The sequence below is a fragment of the Bifidobacterium criceti genome (assembly GCF_002286935.1).
GTDB classification, from domain to species: Bacteria; Actinomycetota; Actinomycetes; order Actinomycetales; family Bifidobacteriaceae; genus Bifidobacterium; species Bifidobacterium criceti.
Window position 1 is genome coordinate 43,814 of sequence record NZ_MVOH01000007.1, and the last position, 19,014, is coordinate 62,827.

At 63.9% G+C, this 19,014-nt stretch carries 12 protein-coding genes and 1 other RNA gene; 11 read left to right on the forward strand and 2 right to left on the reverse strand.

What is annotated here, in order from left to right:
- Positions 1 to 148: 148 nt before the first annotated feature.
- On the forward strand, positions 149 to 2,062 hold the full coding sequence (gene leuA / locus B1526_RS03730) for a 2-isopropylmalate synthase (RefSeq protein ID WP_095614760.1): 1,914 nt from the start codon (positions 149 to 151) through the stop codon (positions 2,060 to 2,062).
- An 85-nt stretch (positions 2,063 to 2,147) separates the two neighbouring features.
- Here leuA and B1526_RS03735 read toward each other — a convergent pair whose 3' ends face one another.
- Positions 2,148 to 4,460: a transglycosylase domain-containing protein gene (locus tag B1526_RS03735; protein ID WP_095614761.1), complete on the reverse strand. Its 2,313-nt coding sequence runs from the start codon at positions 4,458 to 4,460 to the stop codon at positions 2,148 to 2,150.
- A gap of 238 nt (positions 4,461 to 4,698) precedes the next feature.
- Here B1526_RS03735 and B1526_RS03740 point away from each other — a divergent pair, with 238 nt between their 5' ends.
- The 6 genes from B1526_RS03740 (at position 4,699) to B1526_RS03765 (ending at position 12,220) form a co-directional block, all read left to right on the forward strand.
- Complete coding sequence (locus B1526_RS03740) at positions 4,699 to 5,841, forward strand: inositol-3-phosphate synthase (RefSeq protein ID WP_095614762.1); 1,143 nt, start codon at positions 4,699 to 4,701, stop codon at positions 5,839 to 5,841.
- Between the two features lie 344 nt (positions 5,842 to 6,185).
- Positions 6,186 to 6,282: signal recognition particle sRNA small type (gene ffs, locus B1526_RS03745), an RNA gene on the forward strand.
- Between the two features lie 41 nt (positions 6,283 to 6,323).
- The gene (locus B1526_RS03750; protein ID WP_095614763.1) at positions 6,324 to 7,439 is read left to right on the forward strand and encodes a phosphatase PAP2 family protein; all 1,116 of its coding nucleotides are present in this window, start codon (positions 6,324 to 6,326) and stop codon (positions 7,437 to 7,439) included.
- Between the two features lie 96 nt (positions 7,440 to 7,535).
- Positions 7,536 to 10,433, forward strand: coding sequence for a type I DNA topoisomerase (gene topA / locus B1526_RS03755; RefSeq protein ID WP_095614764.1), 2,898 nt, complete (start codon positions 7,536 to 7,538; stop codon positions 10,431 to 10,433).
- Between the two features lie 14 nt (positions 10,434 to 10,447).
- Complete coding sequence (gene tmk, locus B1526_RS03760; RefSeq protein WP_095614765.1) at positions 10,448 to 11,059, forward strand: dTMP kinase; 612 nt, start codon at positions 10,448 to 10,450, stop codon at positions 11,057 to 11,059.
- 6 nt (positions 11,060 to 11,065) lie between these two features.
- Positions 11,066 to 12,220 (forward strand): DNA polymerase III subunit delta', encoded by a 1,155-nt coding sequence (locus B1526_RS03765; RefSeq protein ID WP_095614766.1) that lies wholly within the window; start codon positions 11,066 to 11,068, stop codon positions 12,218 to 12,220.
- Between the two features lie 96 nt (positions 12,221 to 12,316).
- Here the strand turns inward: B1526_RS03765 and B1526_RS03770 are convergent, their stop codons facing one another.
- Complete coding sequence (locus tag B1526_RS03770; protein ID WP_095614767.1) at positions 12,317 to 12,580, reverse strand: HPr family phosphocarrier protein; 264 nt, start codon at positions 12,578 to 12,580, stop codon at positions 12,317 to 12,319.
- 361 nt (positions 12,581 to 12,941) lie between these two features.
- Here B1526_RS03770 and ptsP point away from each other — a divergent pair, with 361 nt between their 5' ends.
- From ptsP to B1526_RS03790, 4 genes are all read left to right on the forward strand, one after another.
- Positions 12,942 to 14,615 (forward strand): phosphoenolpyruvate--protein phosphotransferase, encoded by a 1,674-nt coding sequence (gene ptsP, locus B1526_RS03775; protein WP_095614849.1) that lies wholly within the window; start codon positions 12,942 to 12,944, stop codon positions 14,613 to 14,615.
- Between the two features lie 125 nt (positions 14,616 to 14,740).
- Complete coding sequence (locus B1526_RS03780) at positions 14,741 to 15,295, forward strand: YbhB/YbcL family Raf kinase inhibitor-like protein (RefSeq protein ID WP_162287929.1); 555 nt, start codon at positions 14,741 to 14,743, stop codon at positions 15,293 to 15,295.
- 158 nt (positions 15,296 to 15,453) lie between these two features.
- Complete coding sequence (locus B1526_RS03785) at positions 15,454 to 17,067, forward strand: C69 family dipeptidase (RefSeq protein WP_095614769.1); 1,614 nt, start codon at positions 15,454 to 15,456, stop codon at positions 17,065 to 17,067.
- Positions 17,068 to 17,258: 191 nt separating this feature from the next.
- Positions 17,259 to 18,884: a C69 family dipeptidase gene (locus B1526_RS03790; protein ID WP_095614770.1), complete on the forward strand. Its 1,626-nt coding sequence runs from the start codon at positions 17,259 to 17,261 to the stop codon at positions 18,882 to 18,884.
- The last annotated feature ends 130 nt before the right edge of the window (positions 18,885 to 19,014 follow it).

Sequence of the window (19,014 nt, forward strand, 5' to 3'; positions counted from 1 at the left end):
ATGGACGTTTCTCCATCGCTTCTTCGGTAGGCTTTATAGGGTAGGACGTTATGCACACCCATGCATAACCACTATGTGAACACATTTGTGGACACATCGGTGGAACGACTGAACTCACCAATACCAAACCACTACAGAAGGAGGAGAGATGGGTCAGGATCAATCGTCCGTGTTTGATCTCGCCGCAGTCGCCGCGGCATCCAACGGAGGGAACAACGACCCGCTGCTGCCTCCGGCACGTTTTATCGGCGCTCCGCAGAAGCCAAGCTCGATGCCGTACACGAAGTACGTCGCATACGACAAGCAGGTGCCGTTTGACTACCCGGAGCGTACGTGGCCGGGCAAACGACTTACGCGCGCGCCGCGCTGGTGCTCCGTCGACCTTCGCGACGGCAACCAGGCGCTCGTCAATCCGATGGATTCCGACCGCAAACTGCGGTTCTGGAACATGCTCGTCGAGATGGGCTACAAGGAGATCGAAGTCGGCTTCCCGAGCGCGTCCGAGACCGACTACGACTTCATCCGTATGCTCATCGAACGTGAACTCATCCCGGACGATGTGACGATCGTCGTGCTCACACAGGCGCGCGAACACCTCATCCGCAAGACCTACGAGTGTCTCAAAGGCGTCAGGCGCGCGATCGTGCACTTCTACAATTCCGTCTCCGTACTGCAGCGTGAGGTCGTCTTCCGCAAGGACAAGGACGCGATCAAGAAACTCGCGACGGACGCGGCAGAACTGTGCAAGGAACTCGAGGGCGACGCGGAAGGCATCGACCTGTACTACGAATACTCTCCGGAATCGTTCACCGGAACGGAACCGGAGTACGCGGTCGACGTGTGCAACGCCGTCATCGATGTCATCAAACCGACCCCCGAACATCCGATGATCATCAATCTGCCCGCGACCGTCGAGATGACGACGCCGAACGTCTTCGCGGACGAAGTGGAGTACGTCTCGAACAATCTGCAGGACCGCGACGCGATCGTGCTGTCGCTCCATCCGCACAATGACGAAGGCATGGGCGTCGCCGCCGCCGAACTCGGCATCCTCGCGGGCGCGGACCGCATCGAAGGCTGCCTGCTCGGCAATGGCGAACGCACCGGCAACGTCGACCTCGTCACGCTCGGGCTCAACCTGCTCACGCAGGGCATCGACCCGCAGATCGACCTGTCCGACATCCCGCAGATCCGCCGCACGGTCGAGTACTGCAACCAGATCAAGATCTCGGAGCGCCACCCGTACGCCGGCAATTTCGTGTTCACGGCGTTCTCCGGTTCGCACCAGGACGCGATCAAGAAGGGTCTCGAGGCGCGCGAGGTCGCCGCGGACATGGCGGGCGCGGAACTTGGGAACTTCGTGTGGCTCGTGCCGTATCTGCCGATCGATCCGAAGGACATCGGCCGTTCGTACGAGGCGATCATCCGCGTCAACTCGCAGTCCGGCAAGGGCGGCATGGCGTATCTGCTCAAGGCGAACCACAACCTCGACCTGCCGAAGAAACTGCAGGTCGAGTTCGAGCGCGTCGTGCAGCAGCATGCGGACACGACGAAGAAGGAAGTCAAGGACGAGGACATCTGGCATCTGTTCAAGGATGAGTACCTGCCCGTCGAGGAAGCCGGCACGACCGAGGCCGGCGCGGTTGTCGGCGACCAGCAGGACGCTTCGCTCGAGCAGTGGGGCCGTCTCAAGCTGCTCAAGGTGAGCCTGTCGTCGGGTGAGGATGGTTCGGACACGACGCTCAACGCGACCGTGCTCGACCGTGGGCTCAACGTCGGAACCGACCCCGAGGAGGTCCGTGAGATCTCCGGCACCGGGAACGGTCCAATCGACGCGTTCCTCGACGCCGTCAAGGTGCTCGGCGTCGACGCGAGCGTCCTCGATTACGCCGAACATACGATGTCCGTCGGCACCGATGCGCGCGCCGCGTCCTATGTCGAATGCGAGATCGCGCTCGAGGATGGTGAGACAAGCGTCGTGTGGGGTGTCGGCATCGATTCGTCGATTGTGACGAGCTCGCTCAAGGCGATCATCTCCGCCGTCAACCGCTCCGCGCGCTGAGCACGGCCTATACGGGAAAGGGAGGGGCGCCGTCCGGAATCGATTCCGGACGGCGCCCCTCCCTTTCCCGTATAGGCCGTGTGCGCTACCTGTTTGATCGTTGCGCCGGTGGCTGTTGCTGCGGTTGGTCCGTCTGTTCCGGCGATGGGGGATTCGGCTCCGTCGTCTCCGGTTGCGTCGGCTGTGGCTGTTCCGGTGACGGTGAGGATGACGACGACGGTGCCGGAGTCGATGGTTTCGTCTCCGGTTGCGTCGTCGACGGCTCGCTTGACGGCTGTTCGCTCTGCGATGGCGATTCGCTCGGCGTCGCATTCGGCGAGGTCGTGTCCTGGCCTTGGCCATTTGACTGGTTCCGCGAGCCGCCGAGGCCCCAGTCGCCGTCTGGGCCTCCGATCTTGCCGTCGTCGACGGCCTGCGGGAACTGCTCGACCGGCATGTCCGCGAGCGCCGTCGACATGAACTCGGAGAACAGGTGCGCCGGGTAGCCGGTCGAGGAGACGCCGTAGCCGGCGAATGACGGCACGACGAGGTTCTCGCCGTTCGCTCCCGGATTCCAGATCGCCCACACGTTCATCAGCTGTGGTGTGTAGCCTACGAAGCTTGCCGCCGTCTCGTCGTTCGCGGTGCCGGATTTGCCCGCGATCGGCCTGCCGAGCTGGGAGGATACGCCCGCGGCGGTGCCGTAGGTCGTCGTGCCGAGCATCGCATGCTGTGCGAGCGCGCAGTCGTTCTCGTCGAACACCTTTTTCGACTCCGGGTTCGCCTTGTACATGTCCTTGTCGTCCTTCGTGACGCGGTCGACGATGTGCAAGGTGTTCTTCGTGCCGTTGTTCGCGATCGTCGAGTGGCCTTGTGCGAGGTCCCACACGGTGAGTGAGTTGATGCCGAGGATGTTGTAGAGCGTGTCCTCCTGGATGTCGCCGGTGATGCCCGCGTCGTGCGCGATCTGCGCGTACCGCTTCGGTGTGAGGTGTTCGTTGACGTTCATGAACACGGTGTTGACGGAGTTCGCGGTCGCTTGGTTGAGGTTGATGTTGCCCCAGCTGATGTCAAGCGCGTTCGGCACTTCCGCGAACGTTCCGGGTGTCGTTTCGAAACGTTCGGGGGAGTTGCCGTTGAACAGTGTCGAGAAGCTCACGTCGTCCTGTGCCGCGCCGATGAGTCCGAATGGTTTCATCGTCGATCCGGGTTGGAATTTCGATTGGGTCGCGTTGTTGAGCTGTTGCTTGAGATAGTCCTGCCCCGCGTACATCGCGCGCACCGAGCCGGTTGTCTCATCGACGGCGATGCCGCCGACCTGCAGCGTGTCCGGCATGCCTTCGGGCCGTTCGTCGCCGACGGCCTGGATGCGGTCCTGCATCGTCTTGTCGAGCGTCGTGATGACCTTGTATCCGCCGGTTTCAAGCTCGTCCTTCGCGAACGCCTTGTTGTCGGTCAGTTCCGCCTCGACGGTCGACAGGATGTATCCTGCCGGTCCCGCATAGTCGTTGCTCGGCACGTATTCCTTGACATCCGGGAACTTCGCGTCGGCCGCCTGCTCGGTGGTGAGGTAGCCGTCCTCCTTCATGATGCGGATGACGCGGTCGAAGCGTTTCTCGGCCTGCTCGGGGTTCACGGCCGGGTCCCATGTGCTCGGCGCGGGGATGATGCCGGCGATCATCGCGGCCTCGGATGGTGTGAGGTCCTTCGCGTCCTTGCCGAAATACGCCTGTGCGGCCGCCTGGATGCCGTATGCGCCGCGTCCGAGGTAGATCGTGTTCATATAGTTGCACAGCACTTCGGATTTGTCCTGCGAATTCGCGATCTTCATCGCGAGGATCGCCTCGCGGATCTTGCCGGCGTAGGACGTCGTTTCGCCGAGGTAATAGCGTTCCGCGTACTGTTGGGTGATCGTCGATCCGCCTTGGCGTGTGCCTTTCGTCAGGTTGTTGTAGAGCGCGCGCGCCATGCCGGTGATGTCGATGCCGCCGTTCGTCCAGAACGAACGGTCCTCGGACGCGACGATCGCGTTGCCGACGTAGTCGGGCAATGCCGAACAGTTGATGATCTCACGGTTCTGTTCCGAGAACGATCCGATCGGTGTCGTGCCGTCGTCGTAGTAGACGGTCGTCTTTTCGGCGAGCGCGACCTTCTCCGGCTGGGGGATGTCGGTCGTCGCATACAGGTACGCGAAGAGCGCGATGCCGATGGCGAGGATGCCGCCGATCACGCCGAGCGGAATCTTCCACCAGAGGCCTTTGTGTTGCTTCTTCGGGCTTTTGTTGTTCTTCGGGGCGCGGTGGTTCGTGCGCTTCCCGCCTGGATTCGCCGATGTCTTTCTCGTGTCCGTCCGTCCCGACGACGCCCTGCGTGCGCCGCCCGACGTTCCCGAACTTACGGTACGTGTCTGTGAAGCCATGCTGTCCACGGTAATCGCCGTACCTGAAAAACAACCGTCGATTCGCCGAGGGGTGCATCGATGCGCTCTTTATCCTGGCCGCGCGCGTGCGCGTATGCATGTGTGGATTACGGCCGCGTAGGTTTTTCCTGCACACACGGTAACGTTAGTGTCTTGAAGTTCCTTTGGCAGGCCGTCACGGGCAGTGCGCGGTATGCTGGAAGGCGGACAACGCACGCAACTAGAGGAGTCATTTTTCATGAGCATTCGCGTGGCTATCGCCGGTGTGGGCAATTGCGCTTCGTCACTGGTGCAGGGTGTCGAGTACTACAAGGACACCAAGGATGAGGACAAGATCCCGGGACTGATGCATAACAACTTCGGTGGCTACCGTGTCCGTGACATCGAGTTCGTCGCCGCGTTCGATGTCGATGCGGACAAGGTCGGCAAGGACCTGTCCGAAGCGGTCTTCTCGTCCCAGAACAACACGATCAAGTTCTCCGACGTGCCGAATCTGGGCGTCGAGGTGCTGCGTGGACCGACGCTCGACGGTCTTGGCGAGTACTACCGTGAGATGATCGAGGAGTCGGACAAGGAGCCGGTCGACGTCGCCCAGGTGCTGCGCGACAACAATGTCGACGTCCTCGTCTCCTATCTGCCGGTCGGTTCCGAGGAGGCCGACAAGGCGTATGCGCAGGCCGCGATGGATGCCGGCTGTGCGTTCGTCAACTGCCTGCCGGTGTTCATCGCGTCCGATCCGGAATGGGCGCAGAAGTTCCGTGACGCCGGCGTCCCGATCATCGGTGACGACATCAAGTCGCAGGTCGGCGCGACGATCACGCACCGTGTGCTCGCACGTCTGTTCGAGGACCGCGGTGTGCATCTCGACCGTACGTACCAGCTCAACGTCGGCGGCAACATGGACTTCATGAACATGCTGCAGCGTTCGCGTCTGGAGTCGAAGAAGATCTCGAAGACGCGCGCCGTCACGTCGATCGTCCCCCACGAGATGGATCCGTACGATGTGCACATCGGACCGTCCGATTACGTCGCGTGGCTCGACGACCGCAAGTTCGCGTTCGTCCGCCTCGAGGGCACGACGTTCGGCGATGTGCCGCTCAACCTCGAATACAAGCTTGAGGTGTGGGATTCCCCGAACTCCGCCGGCATCGTCATCGACGCCGTGCGCGCCGCGAAGATCGCGCTCGACCGTGGCCTCGCCGGCCCGATCCTCGCACCGTCGTCGTACTTCATGAAGTCCCCGGCCGTGCAGCATGAGGACAATGAGGCGCGCCAGCTCGTCGAGGAGTTCATCGCGGGCAACGTCGAGGCGAACGAGGCCGAGCTCGACGCCGACGTCGCGAAGGCGAAGGCCGACGGCAAGGACGTCTGGAAGGCCTGACCTTCCGTTCTCTCAACTCCGCGCCCCGGTACGCTGACACTCCGTCCAGCGTGCCGGGGCGCGGTGTTGTACGCACGACGGTACGCTGACGCGCCCGTGAGCGTACCGCGCTGCGGTTTTTCACGCACGACGGTATGGTGAGATGCTTGTGAGCGTACCGGACTGCGGAATACTACGCACGACGGTACGGTGGGGCGACTGTGAGCGTACCGCGCTGCGGTGTTTTCACGCACGACGGTACGCTGACGCGCCTGTGAGCGTACCACTCTGCGGAATTGGGGGCTGGGTGATTCAAGGCTGGGGGGTGGTTCAGAGCTGGGTGGTCCGGGGATGGTGTACACTGATGAATGCCTCCGCGTGGCACTATGTCACCCAATCCCCCCAGGGCAGGAATGCAGCAAGGGTAAGTGGCCTCTGGTGGGTGCGCGGAGGTTTTCCATACCTTCCCCCTTTGTTTCCCCGCGTGCGCTACAGTCGGTAGCATGAGCGAGCACACACATGAACCTTCTTCGACACACGCCGACGACGGTGCGCGGCAGCCTTCCGCTGATACGACACAATGGTCGACGTTCGAGAAGAGCGAACCTCCGAAACCGACACCGCTGATCGATGATGGGGACACGTCGACGAAACCGAACGACGAGGATGTCCTCGCGCACGATATGCAATCGTCGCTTGCGCAGCTCGATCCGCTCATGTTGCGCCCGCGTACGTCGAGCATCGTGTTGTGCGTCGTGTTCGCGGCCGCGTTCGTCGCGATCGCCGCCGCGTTGTATTGGCTTGGCGTACGTACTGCGGACGGACAGACCTTCGAGGACCTCGCGATCATCAATTATTCGTCGATCATGCCGTCATGGTTGAGCTTCGGCCATCTGCAATCGCCGATCATCATCGGCGTCGCGCTCGCGTTCGGTGTGGCCGCGTTCGTCATCGCCGCGCTGCGCAAGCGGTGGTGGCTCATCGGTCAGCTCGCCGTCTACAGCGCCGTCTGCTTCGCCGCGGCGAAACTCCTCAAACCGTATCTGCCACGTCCACTGCTCGTCTATGTCGAATCGTCAACGAACAATTCGGCGCCTTCGGGGCATACGATGCTCGCCGCGGCCGCGGGGCTCGTGTTGTTGTGCGCGGTGCCGCATGCGTGGCGCGCCGCATGCGCCGTCGTATCGACGTTGTGCACGATCGCCGTCGGCGTATCGGTCGTCTACGACCAATGGCACCGGCCGAGCGATGTGCTCATGGCGATATTCATCACCGGCGGACTCATGATGCTCACGTTGGCGTGCACGCGCACGTCCGGCATGGACCGCCCCGGCGACCGCGTGTCGTCACCGTCGATCCAACTCATCGCGACCGCGCTCATCACACTCGGCCTGTGCGCGGTCGCGTATGGCGCCTACGTCATCTGGCAGGTCGAGCCAGGTCTCGACGCGGCGGCCGGATGGGCCGCATCGGGCGCGTGTTCGGCGACGACGGCGCTCATCTTCGGATGCGCCGCGTTCGTCAACGGCATGGTGCTCATGATGCGCCAGCTGACCGCCGCGCCGCTCACGAAGCTCGGCCTCATCGGTGCGCCGCCCGCTCCACCAAAAGCGAAATAGCGGCTGTGCGACCGTCCGTTGTTCGCCACACAGCGCAACGGATTGCACAGGCCATGAGTAATATGGCGTGCGAATGACCATTGGTAAGGAGAAATCATGACTGCAGGCAGCAAGCTCGTGATCGTCGAGTCCCCGGCGAAGGCCAAGAAGATCGGCGGCTACCTCGGAAAGGGGTACACCGTGCTCGCCTCGGTGGGCCACATCCGCGACCTTGCCCAGCCGAGTCAGGTCCCCGCCGCGCAGAAGGCACAGTTCGGCAAGTTCGGCGTCGACGTCGACGACGGGTTCAAGCCGTACTACATCGTCGGCGCGGACAAGAAGAAGACGGTCGCAGAACTGCGCGCCGCGCTCAAGGACGCCGACGAACTCTACCTCGCGACCGATGAGGACCGCGAAGGCGAGGCGATCGCGTGGCACCTCGTGCAGACGCTCAAGCCGAAGGTCCCCGTCAAGCGCATGGTGTTCCACGAGATCACGCCCGAGGCGATCCGTTCGTCGCTTGAGCACACGCGCGAAGTGGACAGCCATATGGTCGACGCGCAGGAGACGCGCCGCGTCCTCGACCGCCTCTACGGCTACGAACTGTCGCCGGTCCTGTGGCGCAAGGTCGGCCCGGGACTGTCCGCGGGACGTGTGCAGTCCGTCGCGACACGACTCATCGTCGAGCGCGAGCGCGAACGTATGGCGTTCGTGCGTGCCCCGTATTGGGATGTCATCGCACGCTTGCAGGCGCCTGACGCGCTCGGTGCCGAGGTGGCGTTCGATGCGCGCCTCGTCGCCGTCGATGGTCACCGTGTCGCCGTTTCGAAGGATTTCACGTCGCGCGGTGAGCTCACTGATGCCGCACGTCGCGATGATGTGCGCCAGCTCGCGCAGGCGGACGCGGACGCGATCGCCGCCGCGCTCGCGTCGGCCGCGTTCCGCGTCGCCGACGTCGAGAAGAAACCGTACCGTCGCCGTCCGCAGCCGCCGTTCACGACGTCGACGATGCAGCAGGCCGCAGGCAACCGCCTCGGCATGTCGTCGAGGCAGACGATGCGCGCCGCGCAAAGCCTGTATGAGAACGGATACATCACGTATATGCGTACCGATTCGGTCACGTTGAGCCATGAGGCGATCGCCGCCGCGCGCGAATCGGTCGCGCGTGAGTTCGGCGAACAGTATCTGTCGGACGGCCCCAAGCAGTATGCGACGAAGACGGCGGGCGCACAGGAGGCGCACGAATGCATCCGTCCCGCGGGTTCGCATTTCCGTGACCCCGCGCAGCTCGCGTCGACGCTCCCTCCGGACCAGCTCAAGCTCTATACACTGATCTGGCAGCGTACGCTCGCGTCGCAGATGGCGGACGCGACCGGTTCGACGGCGACGGCGCGCTTCACCGCCGACGCCGGCGCGCGCGGTGAGACGACGTTCCAGGCTTCGGGCACCGTCATCGAGTTCCCTGGATTCCTGCGTGTGCTTGGCGAGACGAAGAAGACGAAGGACGATGCGGACGCGTCGCTGCCGCCGCTGCGGACGGGGGACACGCTCGACGCGCAGGATGTGCGCGCGGACGGCCATGAGACGCAGCCTCCGGCGCGATACACCGAGGCGTCGCTTGTCAAGACGCTCGAAGCGAAGGAGATTGGACGTCCGTCGACGTACGCGAGCATCATTTCGACGATCATCGACAGGAAATACGTCTATGAGCGCGGACGTGCGCTCATCCCATCGTGGCTCGCGTTCGCGGTGACGAAGCTGTTGGAGACGAAGTTCCCGAAGTACGTCGACTACCAGTTCACCGCGGACATGGAGAATGGGCTCGACGAGATCGCGCACGGCAGGGACACCGGCCGCGATTGGCTCACGGCGTTCTATTTCGGCACCGGGAAGGACGCGGCGAAGGATGCGCAGGATGTGCGCGAGGGATTGCAGCAGCAGGTCGCGCAGCTCGGCGAGATCGACGCGCGCGCGATCAACACGATCGAGATCGGCGATGGCATCAATGTGCGCGTCGGCCGCTACGGGCCGTATCTTGAGGATACGAAGCACCTCGACGACAAAGGCAACCCGAAGCACGCGTCGATTCCCGAGACGCTCGCGCCCGACGAACTGACCGTCGCGGAGGCGCACAAGCTCATCGACGAGAACGCGGGCGGCCCGCGCGTGCTCGGCACCGACCCGGCGACGGGCGGCACCGTTGAAGTGCGCAACGGCCGTTTCGGACCGTACGTCGCGCTCGTCGAGGAAGGTTCGGATGCACGCCCGAAGATGGCGTCGCTGTTCAAATCGATGACGCCCGAGACGGTCACGCTCGACGACGCGCTCAAGCTGCTGTCCCTGCCGCGCCTCGTCGCGTCCTATGACGAGACGGATGAGAAGACCGGCGAGACGGGCACGACGAAGATCCTCGCGAACAACGGCCGCTATGGCCCGTATCTGACGCGCGAACGCGCCGATGGCACAAGCGAGACGCGTTCGCTTGAAAGCGAGGATGCGATCTTCACCGTGACCGAACAGCAGGCGCGCGACCTGTTCGCGCAGCCGAAGTACGGGCGTGGGCGCCGTGCCGCGAAACCGCCGCTGCGTGAACTCGGCAACGATCCGACGACGAACAAGCCGGTGACGATCAAGGAAGGCTTCTACGGGGCCTACATCACCGACGGCGAAACGAACCGTTCGCTGCCGAAGCAATACGATCCGAAGACGATCTCGGCCGAGGACGCGTTCCGTCTGCTCGCCGAGAAACGCGCGGCCGGACCGGCCAAGCGCCGTGGGCGCAAGGCGTCCGCGAAATCGACGAAGGCGGCGAAGGGCACGAAGTCGGCGAAGGGCGCGGCGCACAGCGCACGCGACGAACGCCGCAAGAAGGTGCGCGAACTCGCCGACGAAGGATGGGCGAACTCGCGCATCGCGAAGGAGATCGGCTCGACGGCGGCGACCGTCAAGGCGGACATCGACTACATGACCGAGCATGACGGCTACACGCGGCCGCCGGTCGTGCCCAAGCGCTGAACGGGAAGGCCGTCATGGAGGGAATGTTCGTGTCCTTCGAAGGCGTCGACGGCGCCGGCAAGACGACGCAGGTCGAACGCCTCGCCACCTTCTGGCGCGCGCGGGGCAGGGAAGTCGTCGTGACGCGCGAACCCGGCGGCACGCCGCTCGGCGCCGAGATCCGCCATATGCTGCTGCACGGTGACGAACCGGTCGCGGCGCGCACGGAAGCGCTCCTGTTCGCCGCGGACCGCGCGCAGCACGTCGCCGAGACGATCCGTCCGGCGCTCGACCGCGGCGCGATCGTCATAACCGACCGCTACCTCGACTCGTCGCTCGCCTATCAGGCGGGCGGCCGCGAACTGACGGCCGGCGAGATCCGCGAGTTGAGCATGTGGGCGACGGGTGGCCTGCTGCCGGAACGGACGTATCTGCTCGACATCGACCCCGCGGCGGCACATGCGCGGCTCACGCACGCCGAGGACCGCATCGAATCGGCGGGGGATGCGTTCCAACGCCGTACAAGGCGCGCGTTCCTCGACCTCGCCGAGCGCGAACCGGAACGGTTCCTCGTCGTCGACGCGGCGCTGCCGGCCGATGACATCGCCCGGACGATTTGCGAAGACAGCGTGCATCTGGTTGGCTGATTCGGTATGAGTGTGTGGGACAAGTTGGTGGGGCAGGACCGCGTCGTCGAACAACTGCGCGCGGTCAGTTGCGGCGACCCGAAGGCGTTGGCGCAATCGTGGCTCATATGCGGCCCTCCCGGATCGGGACGGTCGAACATGGCGCGTGCGTTCGCGGCCGCATTGGAAAGCCCCGACCACGGCCTTGACGACGAACCGACGAAGGCGACGCGCGAGGTGCTCGCGGGCACGCATCCGGACGTGACGACACTCACGACCGACAAGGTCACGATCGGCATCGACGATGTGCGCGGGCTCGTCGCGACCGCGGAGCAGATGCCACGCAGCGGACCATGGCGGATCATCATCATCGAAGACGTCGACCGCATGCTCGAACGAACAACGAACGTGCTGCTCAAGGAAATCGAAGAACCCAGCCCGCATACGATATGGTTGCTGTGCGCGCCGAGCGCACAGGACGTGCTGCCGACGATCCGTTCGCGTACACGCATCGTGAACCTCGGCGTACCCTCCGACGCGCAAGTCGCGCGCTATCTCGAAGAGGCACACGGCGTCGAACACAACCTCGCGATGCGCGCGGCGCGGCTCGCGGAAGGGCACATCGGCGTCGCATCGCTCTACGCGACCGATTCGCAAGTGCTCGCCGACCGCGACGAACTCGTCGTCGGCATCCTCGGCATGCGCAAGGCGTCACAGGCGATCCTCCTCGCGGGCGACCTCCTCGACAGCGCGAAGGCGCAAGCCACCGACGATGTGAAGCAACAGGCGGCGAAGGCACAACGCGAATTCCTACGGCTCAACGGACTCGCCGAAGGCGACCGTGTGCCGCCGTCATTGCGCCCCGCATACAACGCGCTGATGAAAGCGGACGACATCAAACGGCAGACGACACGGCGCACACGTGACGTGCTCGACCGCGCGCTCAACTCGGTCGCAAGCGTCTACCGCGACGTCGCCGTACTGCAGAACGACGCCGAGGAATCGGTCGGACTCGTCAACGTCGAAAACAGACGCGCGATCGCCGACATGAGCGCACGTATGCGCCGCGAACAGACGATCCGCTGCCTCGACGACATCAACACCGCGCGCAGGCGGCTCCTCGGCAACGGCAACGCGTTGCTCGTGTTCGAAGCGCTCTTCTGCGCGCTCGCGGAAGCGTAGGCGCGCACCAACACATCCAGATAATGCATCGGGCGTCGCGCTGGAAGCACCCAGTGCGACGCCCGATATGCGTATGGTTCGCAGACGAAGCGGGAATCAGACGGCGAGCAGCGTATTGACGAGCTCGTCCGCGACCTGCTCGGCGTTGTCGCCTTCGACCGTGATCGTGACCGTATCGCCCTGCTTGACGCCAAGACCCATGACGGACAGGATCGAATCGGCCTGGACCGGGTCGGAACCTTCCTTCGCGATCGTGACGGTGCAGCCGCTCGCCCCCGCGGCCTGTGCGAACTGCGCGGCCGGGCGCGCGTGGATGCCGACGGGATCATTGATGACGGTGCTGCGTGTGGCGGTTGCCATGATGTGCTCCTTCAGTTGAACAGTTGAACAATCAATCGCACAACCAACTGCACAATCGATTGCATCGTTGGCGCGGCTCACGCCGCGACTCATACACACGATACCATGCGTTGCACAGTATTCGACGGTACACGGGCAAGACTCAGCTGAGACCGGAAAACAGTTGGGAAAACGGCCATTCCAGTAGAATTGCTCACGAATCGGGAACCGGTCATAGGCATGGCATACGCGCGACGCACATCGTGCCGGACGCGCGTGTCCACCGTTGGGAATCCCGGAACCGATCGACAGGAATGGATAGGACAAGGAACGCACACCCGGGACGCAACGCCCCAAAGGAAGTGCGATGAAGGAGGTAGCGATGATGCTCGATGGAGTGGGTATCGGACGTGGTGTGGCGGTCGGCCCCGTGCTGCGCATGGCGGAGCCGATCCCGGAACCGAAGGACGAACCACGTGCGGCGTCGATCCCGGCCGAGGACGAGAAGGCACGCGTCAAGAAGGCGCTCGGATCCGTCAACGCCGACCTCAACCGCCGTGCCGAGGAAGCCGCGAACGGCGACGAAGGCACGAAGCAGGCCGCCGAGATCCTGCAGGCCGTCGCGATGTTCGCATCCGATCCGGCGCTCGCGAAGAACATCGACGCGATGATCGACGATGGCAAGACCGGCGAACGCGCCGTGCTCGACGGCTTCGGCCAGGTCGAGGACATGTTCCGCGCGATCGGCGGCTACCAGGGCGAACGCGCGGCCGACCTGCACGACGTCGGGCAACGCGTCATCGCCGAGCTCATGGGGCTCCCCGCGCCGGGCGTGCCGGCAAGCGACACCCCGTTCGTGCTCGTCGCGAAGGACCTTTCGCCGGCGGACACGGCGAGCCTCGACCTGACGAAGACGCTCGCGATCGTCACGTCGGAAGGCGGCCCGACGTCGCATACGGCAATCCTGTGCCGTGCGCGCGGCATCGTCGCCGTCGTCTCCGCGGCCGACGCGGTCAACCTGAAGGATGGCGAGGAAGTCATCGTCAACGCCGCGAAGGGGGAAGTTATCACCGACCCGACGAAGGAACAGATCGAGGAGGCGCACGCGGCGAAGGCGCGCGCCGACGCGGCGAAGGAACTGCGTGGTGAACCCGGACAGCTCAAGGACGGCACGAAGATCCCGCTCCTCGCGAACGTCGGCAAGCCGGGCGACGCGAAGACGGCGCTCGAATACGGCGCGGAAGGCGTCGGCCTGTTCCGTACCGAATTCCTGTTCATCGGCAACGAGGAGCCGCCGAGCGTCGAAGAGCAGACGAAGGCATACGCGGAGCTGCTCGCGCAGTTCCCCGGCAAGAAGGTCGTCATCCGCCTGCTCGACGCGGGCGCCGACAAGCCGCTGCCATTCCTGACGCAGGAGGATGAACCGAACCCGGCGCTCGGCCTGCGTGGCCTGCGCACGCTCGCGCAACACAAAGAGGTCCTCGAAGGCCAGCTCAAGGCGCTCGCGGACGCCGATGCGCAGACGGACGCCGACCTGTGGGTCATGGCGCCGATGGTCGCCGACGAATGGGAAGCCGAGTACTTCACGAAGCTCGGCAAGAGCTTCGGATTGAAGTTCGTCGGGTGCATGGCCGAAGTGCCGTCGATCGCCGTCATGGCGGACAAGGTCTCCCAGGTGACCGATTTCGTTTCGATCGGCACAAACGACCTCACGCAGTACACGCTCGCCGCGGACCGTACGCTCGGTACGGTCTCGAACTACCAGACCGCATGGCATCCCGCGGTCCTGCGCGTCATCAAGATGATCTGTGAAGCAGGCAACAGGAACGGCATGCCGGTAGGCGTGTGCGGCGAGGCGGCGGCCGACCCGGACCTCGCCGTCGTGCTCGCGGGCCTCGGTGTCAACTCGCTTTCGATGACGCCTGTCGCGCTCGACGACGTCCGCGCGGAGCTCGCGCGCCACACGATTGACGAAGCGCGCGAGATCGCGGCGAAGGCACTCAACGGCGACTACTACAAGGCGCCATGCTGGTGCGAACTTCCGCAGGACAAATGATCAATCGACAATCGCATAGATGATCGCGATAGATGATCGCGATAGACGATGCGAAGTGCGCGTGTCCGTTGCATCCATCAACGAACACGCGCACTTCGCGTCTTGCGGTGCGCGATACTGGAACCATGTTAGTTTCCGCAGATTTCACCACAATACCGGAGCGGTACGCAAAGCAGGCGCCTGATGACGCGCGCGTCGACGGCGTACCGTGCGTATCGTTCCCGTTCTATATCGACCATCTCAGCCCGTCCGCGAAATACCTGCACTGGGAGTTCAGCGACCCTGATTCGATCCCCGTGTGCGGGTTCGAATGGATCCATTGGACGATGGCGAACCTTCCCGTCGACGCGATCATGTTCGATCCGTCCGACGCGCACGCGCTGCAGATTCCGGCCGATTTCTCGCGCAACGTCAACACGATGATCCCGGAGGCCGCGCAGGGCCGCAATTCGCAGGCGTCGCCGCTCTACGGGCAGGACCAGCAGAACCTGCAGCTCGTCGCGCACTACACCGGTCCGCAGCCGCCTGACAAGGACCACGAGTACATGCTGCAGGTGTGGGGCACGGCCGATCCGATCCCGGACCTCGAGCAGGGCTTCTGGCTCAACGACATGTTGCACGGCCTTGATGACGCGCATGTCATCGACGTCGGCGGCATCACGCTCACCGGCAAGTGCTGAGCGTGCTATATATTCTCACGGAATAATTCGGCGGGATTGTGGCCACGGATGCCGCGTGACGCGGTAGAACGTCACTAGTGGGACCAAGAGCAGGAGAAGACGCGCGCGCACCGTGCGCGCGGGACGGCACCATCTTGTTCCATCGAAAAGAGGCATTTATGGCATGCACAACCATTCTCGTCGGCAGGGGCGCGAGCTACGACGGGTCGACGATCATCGCGCGCAACGAGGACGACGAACCGGGATCGTTCAACAACAAGAAACTGATCATCGTCCGTCCCGAAGACCAACCGTGCACGTACACGAGCGTCAACGGACATCTGACGATCGACCTTCCCGACGATCCGCTCCAGTATTCGCAGACGCCGAACGCGTTCACGAGCGACGGCGTCTGGGGAGAGGCGGGCATCAACGAGGCGAACGTCGCGATGACGGCGACCGAGACGATCACGTCGAACGCACGCGTCCTCGGAGCCGATCCGCTCGTCCCGTACACGCCCGCGGTCGGCAAGCCGGGCGACGCCGATTACGTGCCGGAAGCGGCCGGTGGCATAGGCGAGGAGGACCTCGTCACGATTGTGCTGCCGTACATCCGCACCGCGCGCGAAGGCGTCAAGCGCCTCGGTGCGCTGCTGGAAAAGTACGGCACATACGAAAGCAACGGCATCGGGTTCTCGGACGCGCACGAGGTGTGGTGGATCGAGACGGTCGGCGGCCACCATTGGATCGCGCGCCGTGTGCCCGACGACTGCTACGTCGTCAACCCGAACCGTCTCGGCATCGACGAGTTCGATTTCGAGGACGCGTACGGTGAACAGCGCGATTACATGTGCTCCGCGGACCTGCGTGAGTTCATGGACGTCCACCATCTCAACGTCGATTTCGCGCTCGAAGGGCGGTTCGATCCGCGTGACGCGTTCGGTTCGCATTCGGACATGGACCACGTCTACAACACGCCGCGCGCGTGGATGATCGAGAAATACTTCAATCCGCTCGACGAGACATGGGACGGACCGGACGCGGACGTGCGCCCGGATGACGACGACATCCCATGGTGCCGCCAGCCGGACAAGAAGATCACGATCGAGGACGTCGACTACGCGCTCTCGCTGCACTACCAGGGCACGCAGTACGATCCGTACGGCAAGCGCGGCGACGCCACGACGCGCCACATGTACCGCCCCGCGGGCATCAACCGCACATGCGAACGCTCGATCATGCAGATCCGCCCGTACGCGCCGCAAGCCGACCGCGCGATCCATTGGATCACGTTCGCGTCGACGCCGTTCAACGCGACCGTCCCGTTCTTCGCGAACGTCGACGCGATGCCGGCATACGTGAGCAATACGACGCCCGAAGTCACGCTCGACAGCTACTACTGGGCGAGCCGTCTGCTCGCGGTCCTCGGTGATTCCGATTATGCGGGCACCGCGGAGCAGATCGCGCACTACAAGCAGACGGTCGCCGCACTTGGCCATCAGATGGTCTTCGCGACCGACGAACAGCTCGCGCGCCTCGGCGGCGACGCGACGTACGACGCCGCCGCGCGCGGCACGAAGGACGAGGAACTCGGCATCCCCGCGGACGTCGAACCGGTCGAACCGAAGGACATCACCGACGTGACGCGCAATGCGCAGGCGCGCGAGGTGCTCGCGGCCGCGAACGACGCGACCGCGAAGCAGCTCAAGGCGCAGACACAGACGATCATCGCGCAGTGCCTGCAGGCGACGAGCGTCAACATGAAGAACGCGTTCAGCATGGCCGACTTCTAAACGCGCGCGTTCCGTTGGAGCGGACGTCCGCCGAGTGCGGACGTCGCGCCGTCAATGCGGCCTCCGCCGGTGGCGGACGCACTCATGCGTCCGCCACCGGCGTATTTCGTATTATGGGTGGACGAATGCGGACGAACCGCCTAATCTCCTACAATATCCGCAGACGACATCCACGCACACATGGGAGAGATATGAGTTGTACGACACTGCTCGTCGGCAAGGACGCGAGCTTCGACGGATCGACGATCATCGCGCGCAACGAGGATTCCTGCTTCGGTGAGTTCGACCCGAAGCGTTTCGTCATCGTCACACCCGAAGCGCAACCGCGCACGTACACGACCGTGCAGAGCCATCTGACGATTGCACTGCCCGACGATCCGCTCCAGTATTCGTCGGTGCCGAACGCGGATCCACACATCGGATTGTGGGCGGAAGCGGGCGTCAACGAAGCGAACGTCGCGATGAGCGCGACCGAGACGATCACGACGAATGAGCGTGTCCTCGGTGCCGATCCGCTCGTCGCATACGCTCCCGCGCGCGGTGTGGAAGGTGAGGACGGGTACGAACCCGCGGTCGCGGGCGGCCTTGGCGAAGAGGACTTCGTGACCGTCGTGCTCCCGTATATCAAGACCGCGCGCGAAGGCGTCGAACGCCTCGGCGCGCTCCTCGAGGAGTACGGCACCTACGAATCCAACGGTGTCGCGTTCTCGGACGCGGACGAGATATGGTGGTTCGAATCGGTCGGCGGACACCATTGGATCGCGAAACGTGTCCCCGACGATTCGTATGTGACGATGCCGAACCAGCTCGGCATCGACGAATTCGACATCGACGACGCGTACGGTGAGCAAATCGACTGCATGTGCAGCGCCGACCTCCGTTCGTTCATCGCGCGCAACCATCTCGACCTGTCCGTCGAAGGACTGTCCGCGTTCGATCCGCGCGCGGCATTCGGTTCGCATTCGGACTCCGACCACGTCTACAACACGCCGCGCGCATGGTATATGCAGCGGTACTTCAACCCCTACGACGAAGTCTGGGACGGACCGGACGCCGACCACAAGCCGACGGGGGACGACATCCCGTGGGCGCGGCAGCCTGAGCGCAAGATCACGATCGAGGATGTCAAATATGTGCTCAGCTCGCACTACCAGGGGACCGAATTCGACCCCTACGGCACACTCGGTGACGATGTGACACGCCACCTCTACCGTCCGATCGGCATCAATCGGCAGAACCATCTCGCGGTCATGCAGATCCGTCCGTACCGTCCTCAGGTGAACCGCGCGATCCAGTGGCTCACGTACGCGTCGAACCCGTTCAACGCGCTCGTGCCGTTCTTCCCGAACGTCAACGACACGCCCGCGTATGTGCGCGACACGACGACGCGTGTGACGACCGAGAACATGTACTGGGAGAACCGCATCATCGCGGCGTTGTGCGACGCGCAGTTCGCGCAGACGAGCGCAGCCGTCGAACGCTTCCAGCAGAAGATGGGCGCGCTTGGCAACCGCATCATCATCGCAGCCGACGAACAGGTCGACCGTCTCGGTGGCGCCGACGTGCTCGCGGCGGCGGAACGTGAGGACGCATACGACGCGCAGTACGAGACGGAAGGCGTCGCCGAAGACGTCGAACCGATGGAACCGGACGACATCATCGCCGCCGTGCGCGACGCGGAAGTGCGCGACGTGCTCGCGGCCGCGAACGAGACGATCGCGCAGCAGCTCAAGGACAACACCGACGACCTGCTCGACAGTGTGCTGTACACGGTGAGCATGGGTATGAAGAACGGATTCAATAGATCCGACAACTGACAGGTTGTGCGGCGCGCGCGGTGGGTGCGCTGTTGGCGGCTGTGTTGTGCGGCGGTGCCGCAGAACACAGCCGTTTTTCTGTTGTAGGTGGCTGCTGTGTGCGCTGCTGCCGCCGTGTGCGGCCGTTTGT

Bases quoted from the DNA above. Each gene is read 5' to 3' on its own strand.
- leuA (WP_095614760.1), top strand. From the start codon at position 149: ATGGGTCAGGATCAATCGTCCGTGTTTGATCTCGCCGCAGTCGCCGCG.
- B1526_RS03770 (WP_095614767.1), bottom strand. From the start codon at position 12,580: ATGGCAACCGCCACACGCAGCACCGTCATCAATGATCCCGTCGGCATC.
- B1526_RS03750 (WP_095614763.1), top strand. From the start codon at position 6,324: ATGAGCGAGCACACACATGAACCTTCTTCGACACACGCCGACGACGGT.
- B1526_RS03785 (WP_095614769.1), top strand. From the start codon at position 15,454: ATGGCATGCACAACCATTCTCGTCGGCAGGGGCGCGAGCTACGACGGG.
- tmk (WP_095614765.1), top strand. From the start codon at position 10,448: ATGGAGGGAATGTTCGTGTCCTTCGAAGGCGTCGACGGCGCCGGCAAG.
- B1526_RS03735 (WP_095614761.1), bottom strand. From the start codon at position 4,460: ATGGCTTCACAGACACGTACCGTAAGTTCGGGAACGTCGGGCGGCGCA.
- B1526_RS03780 (WP_162287929.1), top strand. From the start codon at position 14,741: ATGTTAGTTTCCGCAGATTTCACCACAATACCGGAGCGGTACGCAAAG.
- B1526_RS03765 (WP_095614766.1), top strand. From the start codon at position 11,066: ATGAGTGTGTGGGACAAGTTGGTGGGGCAGGACCGCGTCGTCGAACAA.
- topA (WP_095614764.1), top strand. From the start codon at position 7,536: ATGACTGCAGGCAGCAAGCTCGTGATCGTCGAGTCCCCGGCGAAGGCC.
- B1526_RS03740 (WP_095614762.1), top strand. From the start codon at position 4,699: ATGAGCATTCGCGTGGCTATCGCCGGTGTGGGCAATTGCGCTTCGTCA.
- ptsP (WP_095614849.1), top strand. From the start codon at position 12,942: ATGATGCTCGATGGAGTGGGTATCGGACGTGGTGTGGCGGTCGGCCCC.
- B1526_RS03790 (WP_095614770.1), top strand. From the start codon at position 17,259: ATGAGTTGTACGACACTGCTCGTCGGCAAGGACGCGAGCTTCGACGGA.